The organism is Paenibacillus sp. J22R160, assembly GCF_059692135.1.
The window spans coordinates 751,143-766,013 of sequence record NZ_JCAUAU010000001.1; the positions used below are offsets into that span (position 1 = coordinate 751,143).

Here is a 14,871-nt window from a genome sequence, read left to right on the forward strand (position 1 = left end):
ACCCAATCGCTCGGCAGCTGGCTGGCAACAAGTCCTTTTCAGGAACAAGGTAGCCCCTATAGCTTTGCGTCACTGACTTTCGTCAGTTTTGCCATTGTCGAGATGTGTTGTGAAGTCTTTTGCAAGAAATAACTACACTCTCAAGAATAAGGGAAGTTGTTTTGAAATCGTATAGTTCTCAAGAACTATTTTTGCAAGATCTATCAAAAAATTTCTTTTTTCGACCTGTTTTTCAAAAGCATTTGTAGATTATTGGCGCCTTTCCAGTAAAAGAGTGAGCCCGCAAGTGTCACAAAGGCGATGATGAGATAAAGCGTAGTACCCCCATACGTCACAAGCAAAAAGCCTCCAACCCATGGTCCCATAAAGTGACCTACGTTTGTTAAGGTTTGTGCACCGAAATAAGTACCTCGCATATGCTCAGGTGCCAGCTTATCAATCAGCATGCTCGCCGCGGGATAATTCAAAATTTCGCCTAGAGTAAAAATCGCCATTGAAGCAATCATTGGAATTAGCGAGTGCGAGAACGCAAAACCGATATCCCCTAACGCAAACATCAAATTGCCAAAAATAATGGCTGCAAGTGGTGTGTATTTATCAGAGATCCGTGTAAGAGGAATCTGCATTGCAATGACCACGATAGCATTGACACTCATAAGGACAGCAAACATTCTCACACCTTCAGTGAAATTCTGTTCCAAATATTGCGATAGTGTCACCATGACTTGCGAGTAGCCGATAGCCCCGATAATTCCGCCCAGAATATAGTAGCGAAACGTGACATCACGTTGGATGACCCGCAAAGCGGAGACAAACGTAACCGGTTGTTTCTTCTCCCCTTCTATTTGCTTAATGCCAAAAACGATGAGGAGAACATAAAGTGTAACCGCATAGAGAAAATATACGATTCCAGTCAGTAGAAACGGCAGTGAGCCATCCATCGTTGCAAAAAAGGCCCCTAATAAAGGTCCTACAGCAACACCGACATTAATCGCCATGTATCTCATTGAAAACACACTGAGTCGTTTGGCCGGCTCGGTCAAATCCGCCATCAACGCTTGAGAGACTGGTTCGTAGAAGGAGCGGCACAAGCCGTTAAGCATATTCAGCATCATGAACAAAATCGGCAGTTTCACAATACTAAAGCCTAGAAACACAACCCCCCATCCAAAAAGAGCAGCCAGCATGATGACGCGTCTGCCGAATCGGTCAGATAAGTTACCACCAATAAATCCTCCAACTGTTCCTGCTAAGGCGCCCATTCCAATAACGGCCCCGATCATTACCGCGCTCATCGACGTATGCTTAGCTAAGTAAATTGCTAGAAAAGGCAGACTCATGGAAGACGCAGCCCTGGCCATAACCGTTCCTAAAATTAACGTATGTACAATCGGATGATACGAACCAAGAAAACCGCGTAACCGATTCATCTGTCAGAACTCCTCTCGCTGTTAATTTACCATAGGTTAAGAAAATGAGATCAAGAACCCATTATACACGAAAAAAGGCTATTCGTGTCCTTAATTATAATTTTTTGTCGAATAAAAAGCAGGCTCCCCGTAATCGAACGGGAAGCCTGTTTTAAACACTTTTCGCGGCACTGAGTGCCCATAATTTTAAACTATCAAAAGGAAGAATGGTCAACTCATCAGGGAAGTTATAGGCTTCACTGCAAACCGCTAAATGATACGGCTTCTCGCTGTTCAGCGCATCCAACACAAAGGTTCTGCAAAAATAGCATTTATTCTCGTAAATGGTTACGGCTTCACTTGCAGTGAACTTATCAAATGATGCCTCCGTAAATGGATAACCAAGTCCGACGCCTATCAGTTTGGCGAAGCTTTCTTTCATCGCCCAGTGTTCACAAAGAAAGGCCTCACGATCTTGAATCGTACGATATTCCCTGCGTTCCGAAGGAGATAATATACATTCCTCCAAATTAACAAAACGCGGATCTTGCTTTTCAACATCAATCCCTACCTCACAAGAAGCAAGGACAATAGTGACCCACTCCCCGGAATGAGAAATATTAAAAGTAATATCTGGCCAGTCGCTTAGGGATGGCTTTCCTAATGGATTGTATATGACGCTAGGTCTTCTTTTTCCAATCCTACATAGTTCGTTACGCAGCACAAATTGGAGCAAAATGTCCCCTACGATCATTCTTTGCTGTTGATCTTTTTGCAGACATTTGTCAATCTTAGACCTTCTTACCTGGTCTAGAAGTGAACCAAATAACTTCCAGATGTCAACTCCCGTGTGAGGGTAAATCCTCGTAGCAATAATCTTCATTTGCATACTGATCCTCATATTGTTTAATCATTTGACAAATGAACTTGGCATCCCGATGTACCCATCCTATTAATGCAGACCCTCGGGAGGACAGCCAAGGTAGACCTACAAAATACAACCCGGGAATTAACGTAACGCCCCGTTCATGAATGACCGTTTGTTTGTTATTTAAAATCTCGGGAATATGAAGCCAAGGATAATTGGACCGAAACCCGGTAGCCCATATGATCGTTCCCGCTTCAAGAGATGAGCCATCGGCAAATTTCAACTGTTTCTCGCTGCCATTTGTTGTCCTCGCTAATAAATTGACCCTTCCACTGCTTATTGCATTCCTAAGTTCAAAGCCATAGAGCGGATCTTTCTTTTTAATAAATCTTCGCCCGACCCATGACTCTGGACTTTTTCGCAATATCCCGACCTTCTCATACCACCAAAAAAGACTTCTTCCGAATAAACGATAGGGCAAATACTGGATGTCATGACCCAATGACAAATAAACATTTCTCTGCTGAGAGATCTCAAGCGCTATTTGCGCTCCGGAATTTCCCCCGCCGATTACGAGCACTTCTCCCTGTTGTGGCAGCATTCCGGGATTATGATAGTCGGAGGTATGTAGTTGAAAAACTTCTGAACTCAGTGATTGTGCAATCGGAGGAATAAATGGGGTTTGAAAGGGACCCGCAGCCACAACGACTTGCTTGGCTAACCATGCTCCATTATTCGTCGTTACAAGGAATCTCCCTAATTGATAGGTTAATCTTGTTACCTCTGTTGATAGCTGGATGGGAATGGCAAACTTCTCTTGATACTGTTGTAAGTAAGCTGCCATCTCATCCTTTGTTGGGTAGCCCCATGGATCTCCCTCTAGCGGTAAACCTGGCAAACTGCTATACATGCGAGGAGTAAACAAAGTTAACGAGTCATATCTGCTGCTCCACGAATATCCCACTTCATGGCTTTGATCCAATACAATGAACTCCCGCTGCTCTGAGCTTAAGTAATAACCTGTCGATAGACCTGCTTGCCCTCCGCCAATTACAACGATATCAATTCTTTTCAATGCTACTCCCCCAATTAACAAAAACAAGTCATGCCATTCGACTCCGCCTCATTCTTTCCTATGGGCTTCCAGCATGAAATATGATTCCACGGGTATCCCGGGAGCATATGTGATTGTTTCTTTTGTTCTGAGCATTCAGGCACAAATAGACCTTTAATAAATAATTGACACTGTAATTGCTGCTTCCCATGCTCATCGTTGCAATTGCAAACAATCATGGATTCATCCTTTCCTTGGAACCAGGCAGGTACAGACGACAGGCATAATACAACATCGCCGCGAGCAATCTCCGACTCAGATCTCACGGAACTGTTAAACTCCCCGCGGACTAGCCGTTCAATGGCTTCTGGCAGTGACAATTCCCCTTCCACAACCATTGCTGTTAAACCTCCAACTCCCTCGCCTAGGCAACTATTCGGCCTTAATCCCCAACTTCGCAACATCTCCGCATGTGCAAATTGTTTCGCGAAAGTTCGCCATTCGTCCTGCTCTTGCATCGACTCCGACGCCAATTGACGATACAGTTGGCTCACTACAAAATAAGATTGTTGAAAAATCGCATCGCAAGTCAATACTTCCTTCCTTGCATCACCATTTATCATGTCGTGCTCAGGAAAGTAGTACACAATCCCAGGTGAATTAGACAGCACATGACCATAGCTCTTGCACAGAAGATTGCTGTCAAGAGCACTCAAATACTCTTGCAATCCTTCCACCAGTGTCTCCTTAGAAGATGCTGCAATAGCCAATCTATGTTCATGATGCCTCCTGCCCTTCAGCAAGGTTGAGCATATTGACAGAAGATCAGGCTGATCCGTGAGCTTCAACCAATCCATATATCTTTGAGCCAAAATCGATAAACTATCTTTTCTCGCAGCAGACAGCGTAAATAGTAATGGCGAATACTCCGATTGAGATTTCGCTGGCAATCGATGAATTGGCCTGCCAACCACAATGTGCGCATTGGTCCCGCCAAACCCGAACGAGCTAACGCCGGCATATACTTCATTCCCAGATCGCAGTTCCACACTTTGTGTAGGTACCACAAATGGAAAACTCTCATGTGGAATTTCAGGATTCCAATCCTGAAAGTGCAAGCTTGGCGGAACGATTCCGTGTTTCATGATCAGTGCAGACTTAATGAGTCCAGCCATCCCTGCCGCAGACTCTAAGTGTCCGATGTTACTTTTCACTGAACCTAGATAAATCATCTCACCAGCTACTTTGTCTTGAGCAAGCACTTTTCCCAGTGCCTTTACTTCAATAGGGTCGCCAAGGTAAGTACCTGTACCATGTGCTTCAATATAGCCAATTTGATGAGGCTGTATGCCGGCATTCTCATATGCCGACTCAAGCAGCTTCTCCTGTGAGGATTGATTCGGCGCTGTAATCCCGTTACTGCGGCCGTCCTGATTGACAGCACTACCCGGAATGACAGCATACACCTCATCACCATCTCCCAGCGCTTTAGATAGCGGCTTGAGCACTACAATTCCGCAACCTTCCCCTCGAACATAACCATCCGCCTGTGCATCGAAGGTTTTGCAGCGATCATCCGCTGCAAGCATACCTGCTTTGCTTAAGCTTGTTGTAATCGCGTTGGAAAGAATGACATTCACACCGCCGGCAATGGCTTGCTCACTTTCCCCTGACCATATGCTGCTGCAGGCTTGATGCACAGCGACCAACGACGAGGAACAAGCTGTATCAATCGCCATACTTGGTCCTTGAAGACCCAGAAAATAAGATAGTCGATTTGCCGCTATACAGAGTGCCCCGCCAACGACCGAATGAATATGCAAGTCATCCGAGGACTCAAGTTCCCTTCTTCCATAATCACTATTGGAAATTCCAATAAACACGCCGCTCTTCGTGTTAGCCCACGAATCCGGTGAAATTCCAGCATCCATCAAGGCATCCCAAGCGACCTCCAATAGTAATCGTTGCTGCGGATCCATTCGAATCGCTTCCCGATAGGATACGTTAAAGAAAGGGTAATCAAAGCCATCGATCTGATCGAGATAGCCTCCTTGCCTTTCCACTTTCAATTCGCCTAACTGCTCACGCTGAGTGGGGTAATGTCTGACTGCATCGCCCCCCTGAAGCAGAAGCTCCCAAAATTCTGCGCTTCCAGATACATTAGGAAAGCGGCAGCCAATACCCACAATAGCGATGGGATCTCGTCGACCCGGCATTTCTCCTGAAGCAGCAGGCTCCTGATTGAGCTTTCGTGCTTCTTCGTTTCCACCCAAATAATGAGACAACTCATAAAGGCTCGGGTAGTCCCAAAAAATCGTCGGAGAAACAGGCATATTCAGCGCTGCACCTAACTCACCTGAAAGCAGCATCGTCTTTGATGAATCTAGTCCATAAGAACTAAAAGGCTCATGGATATCAATCTCCTCCTGCTTTCGGTCAACCAGTAGCGCAATTTCACTTCTTAACCAATGCATCACTTCAATCGACTTCATCAATGTACTCCTCCGAATCGGCTAGTCAACTACGTTGAAGTTCGCCTGTTTCATACCATTTTTTCGTCAAACTGCGCTGAATTTTGCCGCTGGAGGTTTTCGGAATCGTCCCTGTGCGTATCAACACAAGATCGTTCAGGTGAATCTCACATTGCTCCCATAATAACCTGCGGGCTGCTGCTAACACTTCGTTCTGTAACTGTATACTTCTCTCACTAACAGTCTCTTCTTCCTTGCTGCGACTCCTGTATTCGCGGTTGAGTTCTGCAACAACGACAATTTCTTCGCTACCATCGGCACATTGACGTTGAAAAGCAGCAAGGAATTCCTTGCGCACAGCTAGATGACAATTCTGCACGGAGTATTCTATATCTTGCGGATACAAATTGCGTCCGTTGACAATCAAAACATCTTTGATTCTACCAGTAATATAGAGTTCATTGTCTTTAATAAAACCTAAATCGCCTGTACGTAGGAATCGTTCACCTGGGAAATGAACCAACTCGCTTTGAAATGATAGTTGCGTTGCCTCCTCATTCGCCCAATAACCTTGTGCAACGCTGGACCCACTCACCCAAATTTCTCCAACCATTCTTTCCTTGCACAGCCGGCCATCCTTATGGCTCACGATAACTGTACGTTGTTCAGGAACTACAAGGCCACATGCAATCACCGCTCGAGCGTCCTTCGAATCTTCGTTAACGGGTACAGCTTGATCCATCTCGAGAAGATTGGTATCCAGCCATAATGCTGTGTATAGTTCTTCCCGTTTGTAGCCAGAAACGTATAGAGTACCCTCGGCTAATCCATAGGACGGTGCGAGGCTGTTTGCCTGAAACCCGTACGGGACAAATGTGCGGATAAATTTCTCTAAGGTTTCTTTTCTAACTGGTTCTGCGCCATTGAATGCCAGCGCCAAACTGCTGAGATCAATATCTCCGTCAATTTCCGGATTAAATTTCTCTACGCATAGCTCATAGGCAAAATTAGGGGCTCCGCTGTAAGTTGCGCGGTATTTAGTAATTGCCCGCAACCACCGTATTGGTTTTTGCATGAAACTAACCGGAGACATATAAACAAGTTCACAACCTAAATATAGAGACATAAGCAATTGTCCAATCAATCCCATATCATGATAAGCAGGCAGCCAATTCACTATGCGAGTTGTTTCTGAAAGTTGAAAGTACTTCGCTATTAATGACATGTTATGGATTAAATTCCTATGGCTGACCATGACCCCTTTGGGATCTGCCGTAGAACCCGATGTATATTGTAAGAATGCGATATCATCGGCCTCACAAGGCATACAGAAAAATCCGCCGGTTGAGACTAGATGATCCGTAGCCATAAATTCCAACTTTGAAAGCAAGGAATCTTTATCAACGCTTGATACTATGTCTATAATCACTTTATCTGTAGATAGCGCGATCTCGGTGCGCGAATTATGAATAATCGCATCAAGTCTCGGTGAAGGGCGTCTCATATGCGGAGGGTACGCTGGAATTGGAATCACACCGGCATATAGACATCCCATAAATCCAGAAATAAACTCCAATCCTGGTGGATAAAGCAGCAATGCCGTCTTATGTTGACTGCCACACTTAAGAAGAGACGAAGCAATCGTCATTGCTCGTTTGTTCAACTCTGCCGCAGTCACACTCACTTCTTGATTCTCTCCATCAACCAAGTATGTGTACATCTTAAGATTTGGCGTGACTAATGCCCGATACTGCAGCAAGTCCACAAGATTCGAATGAATGGTTGCTTTCATTAAGCTGCTTTCCATAAATTCCCTCCACTCTTTCTATGATATGGAAGATGCAATGCGTTCATATACATAAGAAGTCAGTGCTTCAACGGATTGAAAATGATGGCGCAACTGATGAAGTTTCGTGCGATCAATTTGAACTCCGAATTGTTGTTCAATGCCCACGGCAATATAGAATGCTTCAACGGATTCCAAACACAGTCCTTCGCCGAACAAAGGCGCATGATCTACAATATCTTCCGGAGAAACCCCCTTTAACTCCAGGTTTTCAATAATAATCTTTTGTTTAATCAGCTTCGCTATTTCTGCTTTATCATAAATCTGGGGTTTATTATCCATAGGGTCCACCTCTCCATATCGTCTACCGGCTTGGCATGCATTGATAGAAATGAGCTAATGTACGCTCCATGCTTTGTAAGAAATAGTGAATATCCGACTCTTTTGTAAATAAGCCCATGCTAATACGCAATGACGAACGAATCTCATTCTCGTCCAGCCCCATTGCTTGCAAAACGTAGGAAAGTTTCTTCTCATTGTTTGAACTGCATGCAGAGCCTACAGAAACAGCAATACCGAAGCATTGGTCTAAATAGGCGGCCAACGCCTCTCCTCGGATACCAGGAATTGCAATGTTCAGTGTATTTGCCAACGTATTTGTTGGATCCAAAGTCCCGTTAATCCTCAAATTCGGAGCAAGCAAGCTCAGTTGATCAACTAAAACTTGTTTGTAGATTGTCATTCTGTCATACAAAAGTTCCATCTCCACTTGAGCCACGCGACAAGCTTCTGCTGCACCTAGTAGTGAAACAACGTTCTCCGTACCACTTCTCAGTCCTTGCTCTTGCCCGCCTCCATGAATAAGCGGTTCCAGCAAATACGCTTTATTCACGTACACTCCCCCAGTTCCTTTGGGACCATACAACTTATGAATCGAAAAAGATAACGCGTCGACCCCCAACTCTTGCACATGGATTGGCATTTTCCCGACGGCCTGAACGGCATCCGTATGGATGAAGATTCCTCTTGATCTAGCAACTGCAGCTATTTCCTGTATGGGTTGAATCGCTCCTGTTTCATTGTTGGCAAGCATGATACTTATCAATTTGGTGTCTGGTCGGATCGCGTTAATCACTGCCTCTGAGGAAATAAATCCACTTTCATCAACAGGAACGAATGTAACCTCTCCACCTGCAAAATGGCACCAGTACCGAAGCGTTTCGCGTATAGACGGATGCTCAATGACAGAAGAAATGACATGAAAAGGCGCCCCTGCCCACCGGCTTAGATACCCTTTAATTACCCAATTGTTGCTTTCACTTCCACCTGAGGTCATATAGAGTTCACTTGGCTCACAATTCAATAATGCAGCGATCTGCTCGCGTGCTGAATGCAACGCGACTTTGGCATTCTTGCCAACACCGTGAACACTTGAAGGGTTGCCAAAAGTTTCTAAAGCTTCCGTCATGACCTCTCGTACAAGAGGATGGATTGGCGTCGTTGAATTATAATCAAAATAACGACCTATCACGGCTTGCACCCCTGACGTTCATAAAAAGAAGCGAATAGTTCATTTAGGATATCAAGACAATGCTTTTGGTTAGGCTCCAGCTCCCCAAGCATTTCTTCACGCCCTGCCAGTGTGATGTCAGTTAATTCTTCGATCGCTTTTCCATGTACACATTCGCTAAAAATGCTTGCTGTTGCAATAGATGTTGCACAGCCATAGGCCTTATACTTAATTTCCTTTATTTTGCTTTCATGAAAATTCACACAAACATATATCGTATCCCCACAAATCGGATTGCCGATTCGGAATTCCAAATCAGGATGGATAATTTCTCCAATGTTTCTAGGATTCATAAAATGATCAGAAATAATTGCATTGTACATGTTCTCTACTCTCCTTTTATTAGGTTGAGTATCCGTTTATCCAATAGGGCATTGTGTAATTCTTGCTTCTCTATCTGACATGAATTTTTCCAAATTTATGGCACAGCAGCCTACTTCGGCCCCTTTGATACGGTACATATAGTTCACAACTTGTCCTTTCCTGCCGCAAGGACAAGAATTTTTGTCCACATATACAAGATCATCCGTCATAATAAAACCTGGATACGATAATGAGGTAGGGTCATACACAACTAAGCGCCCTGGCTCACCATGCGCCACCTCTTGTTCTAACTTATCCAGATTACGAATGGAAAAATGAACCCAAGGAGGAACATGCTTAGCATGATGCTCACATTCGATAGCCATGAAATTCGTTTCGACTAATCCGAACATATCGCGCACCTGCCCCTGATTGACGCCAAATATTTGCGCTATTTGTTCGTAGAACTCAAGCCGATTAATCTCCCTTCCTGTAAAGCTTCTCCAGCCTCCCAGTGTAATAACTTGTGACTGCTTGTCGAGTTGAATATCAATCTGATGTTCCTCGATATAAGCAGCCAACCTTTCGACCAGGAAGGGCGGGCCGATAATATGACGGGTGTGCACATGCTCCCAGTCTCTCAATTGTTGTATAACAGCCTCTGGGTCAAACGCATGCCCGCTGATAAAAAATCGGTTTGAATCTAGCAATCCGGAGAACATATTAATCAGCTTTACTAGTCCCATCTCTGGCATTTCCTCTGCTGACGGCGCTAAATAAATGGCTGCTCCGCCAAAAAAACCAAACATCTCTCGAAACATGGAGAAAATACTGAACACGCTGCGAGTTAATGTGTGCTCATCCCTGCGGGAAATACTAGGGATTCCGCTAGTCCCCGTGCTTCTCAACTCATGTTCTAATTCGTAAATCGGCTTCGTTAATAACAAATGAGCATTGACATCCTTAAATTTCCCAATACCAATAGCTGGAATCAATGCGAGATCCTCGATACTTTTAAAATCCGTCAATGTCACTCCTTTTTCTTCACAAAGTTTGTTATAAAGCGCATTATGCGTATAGTGATACTGGAAGCTATGTTTAATTAGCTCTAGTTTCATTTCGTTTTGCAACTCATATGGCAATTGATAAATAGACTTGATAGACGCAATAACGCTGCCAACAGGATCCATCCCTAGCTGGATTGATTTTTCAAAAAAATCACCATACGAAGTCATGTTTAGCCCCCTTAATTTTGGGTTACTCCCTCTTTCCTTCTGTTCAAAAGCGCTAATGAAAACATAAAACCAATGGCTAGACCTGCTCCGCTAAGGTAAGCATGCTGAAACCCCTCCGTTCTAAATGCCTCCACAGCACTCGCAGTTTCAGCAGCGCTCCCCAAAGTAACTGAAACGAATAGCGCAATTCCAAGCGCCCCTCCAAGATTACGAAACATAGCGAAGGTACCTGAAGCTATATTCAATTGTTCTTCCGGGATGGACATCGTGCTGAGTGTAAGGCTGGCAATAGCTAAAATACCTATACCAATTCCTGCTAAAACTAAACAACTAACAAATAAGCTTAATGAAGATTGCAAATGAAGTGTTCCAAGGAGAATAAAACTAATAATGGTAATACCATACCCGATTGTTAGAGGAATTCGACTACCGATTTTATCAATTAATTTACCAACGAATGGTGCGATGATCAGTAAACTAACAGACAATGGCGTCATCAGGATGGAAGCTTTAAGTGTGCTGAAATGCAAAATGCGAGTTAAAAATAGCGGGGAGATCATCATCGTTCCCATTAACAGGAGACCGCCTAAAGTATTGGACAGGAGTCCGGCCAAGTACTGACGGTTTCTGAAAATAGTGAGATCTAATAAAGGGTTGACACGTTTTGTTTGAGTCCATAAGAACCCGCTGATTGTGAGTAAAGCGATCAAGATTTGCCACCAAACTGCCCGGCTTAACCAACCAGACTCCGTCACCTGTAAGAATCCATTAATAAAACAGAATAAACCCAAGCAAAGCAATAATGTGCCCCACCAATCAAGTTTACCAGATTGCACTTGGTCTTGATGAGACTTTAAAGCAACTCTCTGTAGAAAAAGCGCAAAGAGGATGACAGGAACATTCATATAAAATACCCAATGCCAGCTGAACGCTTCCGTTATCAAACCGCCCAAGCTAGGCCCGATGGCTATGGCTAAAGCGCCAACAGCGCTCCAGATCCCCATAGCTGCTCCAACTTTTTCTTTAGGGACAATAGATCGAACAAGACTCATGCTTGCGGGAATCGCCATAGCTCCGCTAATTCCTTGCAAGGTTCTTGCTGCGATAAGGAACGATGCATTCGGTGCCAAAGCGCACGAAAGTGAGCTCAACATAAATAAAATCAAGCCTAATGAAAACAGCCGCTTTCTCCCGTAGAGATCAGCCAATTTCCCCATAAATACAAGTAAAATGGCTACGGTCATTGTGTAGGCATTCATCACCCATGCTGCCGTTTTTAGGGAAATGGCAAATTGTACAATAATCGTTGGCAGTGCAATATTGACAATCGTACTGTCGAGAAAGATGACAAACAACCCAAGACTAATCACAATTACCTGATACATCCCTGTTGCTGTGGGGGGAGCACCTTTTAATTCAAGTTGCATTCGTCACTCACCTTCCCATCCTGATGTAAGCCATTCAACCATCCTTGCATGCAAATTCTAGAGCCAAAGATGGTTGAACTGCTGCCCAAAAAGCTGCTCTTACTTCATTTTGATCTTTTACGCATCATGCTTATGGCGATAAATACGCAGCAACAGACTAGCAAACATCCAACAACCACCATCGTTAACGTGGACACTGTACTCCTCCTTTCATAATGAAGCATCATGGAAGTGAGTTTCTAATTCTGGGCTACTACATCGGAATGATAATCAAAGGCATTGAGTGCGTTGATTCCATGAGTCAGGACGTAGCCTGCATTCGCAACACCGCCGACTAGCAGTCCTTCCATTAGTTCCTCCGCTGTCCCGCCCAACTCTTTGAATTTTCGAGTATGGTTGTCAATACTATAAGCGCAGCCATTCACATGTGCGATGACTACAGCAATCAGCTGTTTCGTTTTGGCATCGATAGCCCCATCCGCCATGGCAGTGGACTGGAATTGTTCAAAAGCTGCAAACGTCTCTGGACGTGTTTCCTTAACCTGAGGCAGTTTGCTTACGTTGCTCGTTGCATAAAGCTCATTAGTAACAATATCATTCATGGTATTCCATGCGTTCACGCTATGAAATAACACCGTTTCTGCATTCACAGCCCCTGCCACAAGAATCGCTTCCACTACCTCTTCGACAGAACCTTCCAGCTTTTTGAACTTGCCCGTGTGAACATCAATACAGTAAGGACATCCTGTAACATGTGTTACAGCAACGGCAATTAATTCTTTGGTTCTGGAAGTAATAGCCCTCTCAGCAAAAGCTTCACCCATAAACTGAAAAAATGCTTTGGATCCTTGTGGCACAATCTCTTGCAGTTCCGCTACCCTTCTCAAATTGCTACGTTCATACAATGAATTAGAATTTTTAGTATCCATTCCCATATTCCTCCATTTCTACGATTTAAATAATATGATATCTAACTTAATTTTAACTGTCAACATATATATATTTCGACTTTATTTTGTTAAATTTACATTAATATCTTCATCATTGGCCTGAAATAAGCTGTAATAGTACCTGTTATAAAATCAATCCGAATCAAATTAAATTAGATATCTAACTATATAATTAAAAAAAGACTGAAATTTAACCTGAATCTGTCAGTCTGCTTACATTTGAAAATTACTGTCAACCCGCTTCATCCAATGCAACATTAAGGCGATCTCCTGATCGGAAAATCCTTGGCGAATCATCTTCTCTCCCTCTTCGACAATAGCTAAACAAGCCTCTTTAATCGAGGAGCCTTTCTCCGTCAAATAAATACGATTGATACGAGAATCCAACTTGTCTTGTAACCGATTGATCATACCCCTGTCTTCTAAACCGCGAAGAAGAAAGGTCATGGAAGCTGGTTGAATGCCTAGAATGTGTACCATATCTTTCTGTGTCCGTCCCTCTTCTTCCCATAGAATCATAAGAACACCTAGCTGAGAGTTCGTGACACCTTCTTCCTCTAGCCTTTGATCCAAATAATTGCAGGCGTTGCGATAATTCTTCTTCAACCAGAATCCAATAGATCCATGTAGTGTGGCGTTCATGTTGGTTCTCCCTTTACAAGTTGCTTTACGTTATATTGCCATTATATACGATCACCTCTCTGATGAACATATTGCAACCTTAGTACTGGCCTTTGGACATTTTCCTCTTCGCATTCCAATACGAAATCCAACCAGCTGTATAACAGATGAAACAGCCGAAAAACCTGGGCTTCAGTAGTGATTTTTGAGGATTAATCGGGCACGATTTCACTCTGTAACCTCCTTTCTCACTAATTAATTAGATATCTAAATATATAGTATGATACCAAGAACCGCATGTCAATAATTCCCACAAAATAAAGAGCACTTCCATAAAGAAAGTACTCTTTGAACCTTTTTATGAATCTAACGTCACTGCATTACTCGCAGGAATTGAAAGCCATGGGCGTTCACGCTGCCATTTCACTTCTACCTCCGTCTCAAAAAAAGAGGATAAACCTTTACTTGTCAATACATGGCGCGACAGTCCTTTGGCGAATACCTCACCACGGCGAATCAATAAGGTTTGATTGAAAACGGGGAGAATTTCTTCAATATGGTGCGTCACGAATATTAATGTCGGAGCATCCGGTTCCTTAGCTAACTCTTGAATGCTGGAAAGTAAGGCTTCTCGGGAAAGGAAATCTAATCCGTTCGTTGCTTCATCCAGAATCAGCAGCTTAGGCGAGGCCATTAATGCACGTGCGATTAAAAGCTTTTGCTTCTCACCCTGTGAGCACGATTGATAAGTTCGGTCATATAAATGCAAGCAATTAAGCCGCTGCATATGCTCTTTGGCCTGTTCGAAATCCGCCAAACTCGGCTTCTCATACAACCCGATTGAAGCATGTTTACCGCTAATAACGACATGCTGCGTTTTATCAGAGGCGTACAACTTCTCCTGCAGGGAGGAACTTACCCAGCCAATCATTTTACGCAAATCTCTTAAATCTACCGTTCCAAACGGATAGCCAAGCACCGCCATTTGTCCTTGACTAGGCCAGATATAACCATTAATCATATTCAGTATGGTCGTCTTGCCTGAACCGTTCAATCCCAATACGGCCCAATGCTCATTTTTGAACACCTGCCAGTCCACTTGATTCAGTATTGTTTTATTATCTCGGTACCAGGAGACGTTGTTCATTTCAATAATCGTTGTCATTCCGTTTCACCT

14 protein-coding genes and 1 riboswitch are annotated in these 14,871 nt (G+C 43.7%); of the genes, 1 reads left to right on the plus strand and 13 read right to left on the minus strand.

What is annotated here, in order from left to right; all coding sequences use genetic code 11:
* Window positions 1–9: 9 nt before the first annotated feature.
* Window positions 10–103, minus strand: a riboswitch (cyclic di-GMP riboswitch).
* 100 nt (window positions 104–203) lie between these two features.
* From AC58UW_RS03210 to AC58UW_RS03255, 10 genes are all read right to left on the minus strand, one after another.
* Window positions 204–1,430: an MDR family MFS transporter gene (locus AC58UW_RS03210; protein WP_497419264.1), complete on the minus strand. Its 1,227-nt coding sequence runs from the start codon at window positions 1,428–1,430 to the stop codon at window positions 204–206.
* A gap of 151 nt (window positions 1,431–1,581) precedes the next feature.
* Window positions 1,582–2,298, minus strand: coding sequence for a 4'-phosphopantetheinyl transferase family protein (locus tag AC58UW_RS03215; protein WP_497419265.1), 717 nt, complete (start codon window positions 2,296–2,298; stop codon window positions 1,582–1,584).
* Window positions 2,249–3,352 (minus strand): flavin-containing monooxygenase, encoded by a 1,104-nt coding sequence (locus tag AC58UW_RS03220; protein WP_497419266.1) that lies wholly within the window; start codon window positions 3,350–3,352, stop codon window positions 2,249–2,251. The genes AC58UW_RS03215 and AC58UW_RS03220 overlap by 50 nt, the downstream gene beginning before the upstream one ends.
* Window positions 3,353–3,366: 14 nt before the next feature.
* A complete protein-coding gene (locus AC58UW_RS03225) occupies window positions 3,367–5,823 on the minus strand; it encodes a type I polyketide synthase (RefSeq protein WP_497419267.1) in 2,457 nt (818 codons plus the stop codon).
* A 25-nt stretch (window positions 5,824–5,848) separates the two neighbouring features.
* Window positions 5,849–7,609 (minus strand): fatty acyl-AMP ligase, encoded by a 1,761-nt coding sequence (locus tag AC58UW_RS03230; protein ID WP_497419268.1) that lies wholly within the window; start codon window positions 7,607–7,609, stop codon window positions 5,849–5,851.
* A gap of 18 nt (window positions 7,610–7,627) precedes the next feature.
* Entirely contained in the window at window positions 7,628–7,930 is a 303-nt protein-coding gene (locus AC58UW_RS03235; RefSeq protein ID WP_497419269.1) for a phosphopantetheine-binding protein, read from the minus strand.
* A gap of 22 nt (window positions 7,931–7,952) precedes the next feature.
* Window positions 7,953–9,119: a cysteine desulfurase family protein gene (locus AC58UW_RS03240; protein ID WP_497419270.1), complete on the minus strand. Its 1,167-nt coding sequence runs from the start codon at window positions 9,117–9,119 to the stop codon at window positions 7,953–7,955.
* The gene (locus tag AC58UW_RS03245; protein WP_497419271.1) at window positions 9,116–9,481 is read right to left on the minus strand and encodes an iron-sulfur cluster assembly scaffold protein; all 366 of its coding nucleotides are present in this window, start codon (window positions 9,479–9,481) and stop codon (window positions 9,116–9,118) included. The genes AC58UW_RS03240 and AC58UW_RS03245 overlap by 4 nt, the downstream gene beginning before the upstream one ends.
* A 36-nt stretch (window positions 9,482–9,517) precedes the next feature.
* On the minus strand, window positions 9,518–10,696 hold the full coding sequence (locus tag AC58UW_RS03250) for a LuxE/PaaK family acyltransferase (RefSeq protein ID WP_497419272.1): 1,179 nt from the start codon (window positions 10,694–10,696) through the stop codon (window positions 9,518–9,520).
* A gap of 11 nt (window positions 10,697–10,707) precedes the next feature.
* Window positions 10,708–12,123 carry an MFS transporter gene (locus AC58UW_RS03255; protein ID WP_497419273.1) on the minus strand — a complete coding sequence of 472 codons (1,416 nt, stop codon included), beginning with the start codon at window positions 12,121–12,123 and terminating at the stop codon, window positions 10,708–10,710.
* A gap of 48 nt (window positions 12,124–12,171) precedes the next feature.
* Between AC58UW_RS03255 and AC58UW_RS03260 the strand changes: the two genes are divergently transcribed.
* Window positions 12,172–12,339: a hypothetical protein gene (locus AC58UW_RS03260; RefSeq protein ID WP_497419274.1), complete on the plus strand. Its 168-nt coding sequence runs from the start codon at window positions 12,172–12,174 to the stop codon at window positions 12,337–12,339.
* Window positions 12,340–12,362: 23 nt separating this feature from the next.
* Here AC58UW_RS03260 and AC58UW_RS03265 read toward each other — a convergent pair whose 3' ends face one another.
* The 3 genes from AC58UW_RS03265 to AC58UW_RS03275 form a co-directional block, all read right to left on the minus strand.
* The gene (locus AC58UW_RS03265) at window positions 12,363–13,052 is read right to left on the minus strand and encodes a carboxymuconolactone decarboxylase family protein (protein WP_497419275.1); all 690 of its coding nucleotides are present in this window, start codon (window positions 13,050–13,052) and stop codon (window positions 12,363–12,365) included.
* Between the two features lie 234 nt (window positions 13,053–13,286).
* Window positions 13,287–13,715 (minus strand): MarR family winged helix-turn-helix transcriptional regulator, encoded by a 429-nt coding sequence (locus AC58UW_RS03270; RefSeq protein ID WP_497419276.1) that lies wholly within the window; start codon window positions 13,713–13,715, stop codon window positions 13,287–13,289.
* A gap of 337 nt (window positions 13,716–14,052) precedes the next feature.
* Window positions 14,053–14,859 carry an ABC transporter ATP-binding protein gene (locus AC58UW_RS03275; protein WP_497419277.1) on the minus strand — a complete coding sequence of 269 codons (807 nt, stop codon included), beginning with the start codon at window positions 14,857–14,859 and terminating at the stop codon, window positions 14,053–14,055.
* Window positions 14,860–14,871 lie beyond the last annotated feature (12 nt).

Bases quoted from the DNA above. Each gene is read 5' to 3' on its own strand.
- AC58UW_RS03230 (WP_497419268.1), bottom strand. From the start codon at position 7,609: ATGGAAAGCAGCTTAATGAAAGCAACCATTCATTCGAATCTTGTGGAC.
- AC58UW_RS03250 (WP_497419272.1), bottom strand. From the start codon at position 10,696: ATGACTTCGTATGGTGATTTTTTTGAAAAATCAATCCAGCTAGGGATG.
- AC58UW_RS03275 (WP_497419277.1), bottom strand. From the start codon at position 14,859: ATGACAACGATTATTGAAATGAACAACGTCTCCTGGTACCGAGATAAT.
- AC58UW_RS03245 (WP_497419271.1), bottom strand. From the start codon at position 9,481: ATGTACAATGCAATTATTTCTGATCATTTTATGAATCCTAGAAACATT.
- AC58UW_RS03270 (WP_497419276.1), bottom strand. From the start codon at position 13,715: ATGAACGCCACACTACATGGATCTATTGGATTCTGGTTGAAGAAGAAT.
- AC58UW_RS03225 (WP_497419267.1), bottom strand. From the start codon at position 5,823: ATGAAGTCGATTGAAGTGATGCATTGGTTAAGAAGTGAAATTGCGCTA.
- AC58UW_RS03235 (WP_497419269.1), bottom strand. From the start codon at position 7,930: ATGGATAATAAACCCCAGATTTATGATAAAGCAGAAATAGCGAAGCTG.
- AC58UW_RS03260 (WP_497419274.1), top strand. From the start codon at position 12,172: ATGCAAATTCTAGAGCCAAAGATGGTTGAACTGCTGCCCAAAAAGCTG.
- AC58UW_RS03265 (WP_497419275.1), bottom strand. From the start codon at position 13,052: ATGGATACTAAAAATTCTAATTCATTGTATGAACGTAGCAATTTGAGA.
- AC58UW_RS03255 (WP_497419273.1), bottom strand. From the start codon at position 12,123: ATGCAACTTGAATTAAAAGGTGCTCCCCCCACAGCAACAGGGATGTAT.
- AC58UW_RS03210 (WP_497419264.1), bottom strand. From the start codon at position 1,430: ATGAATCGGTTACGCGGTTTTCTTGGTTCGTATCATCCGATTGTACAT.
- AC58UW_RS03215 (WP_497419265.1), bottom strand. From the start codon at position 2,298: ATGCAAATGAAGATTATTGCTACGAGGATTTACCCTCACACGGGAGTT.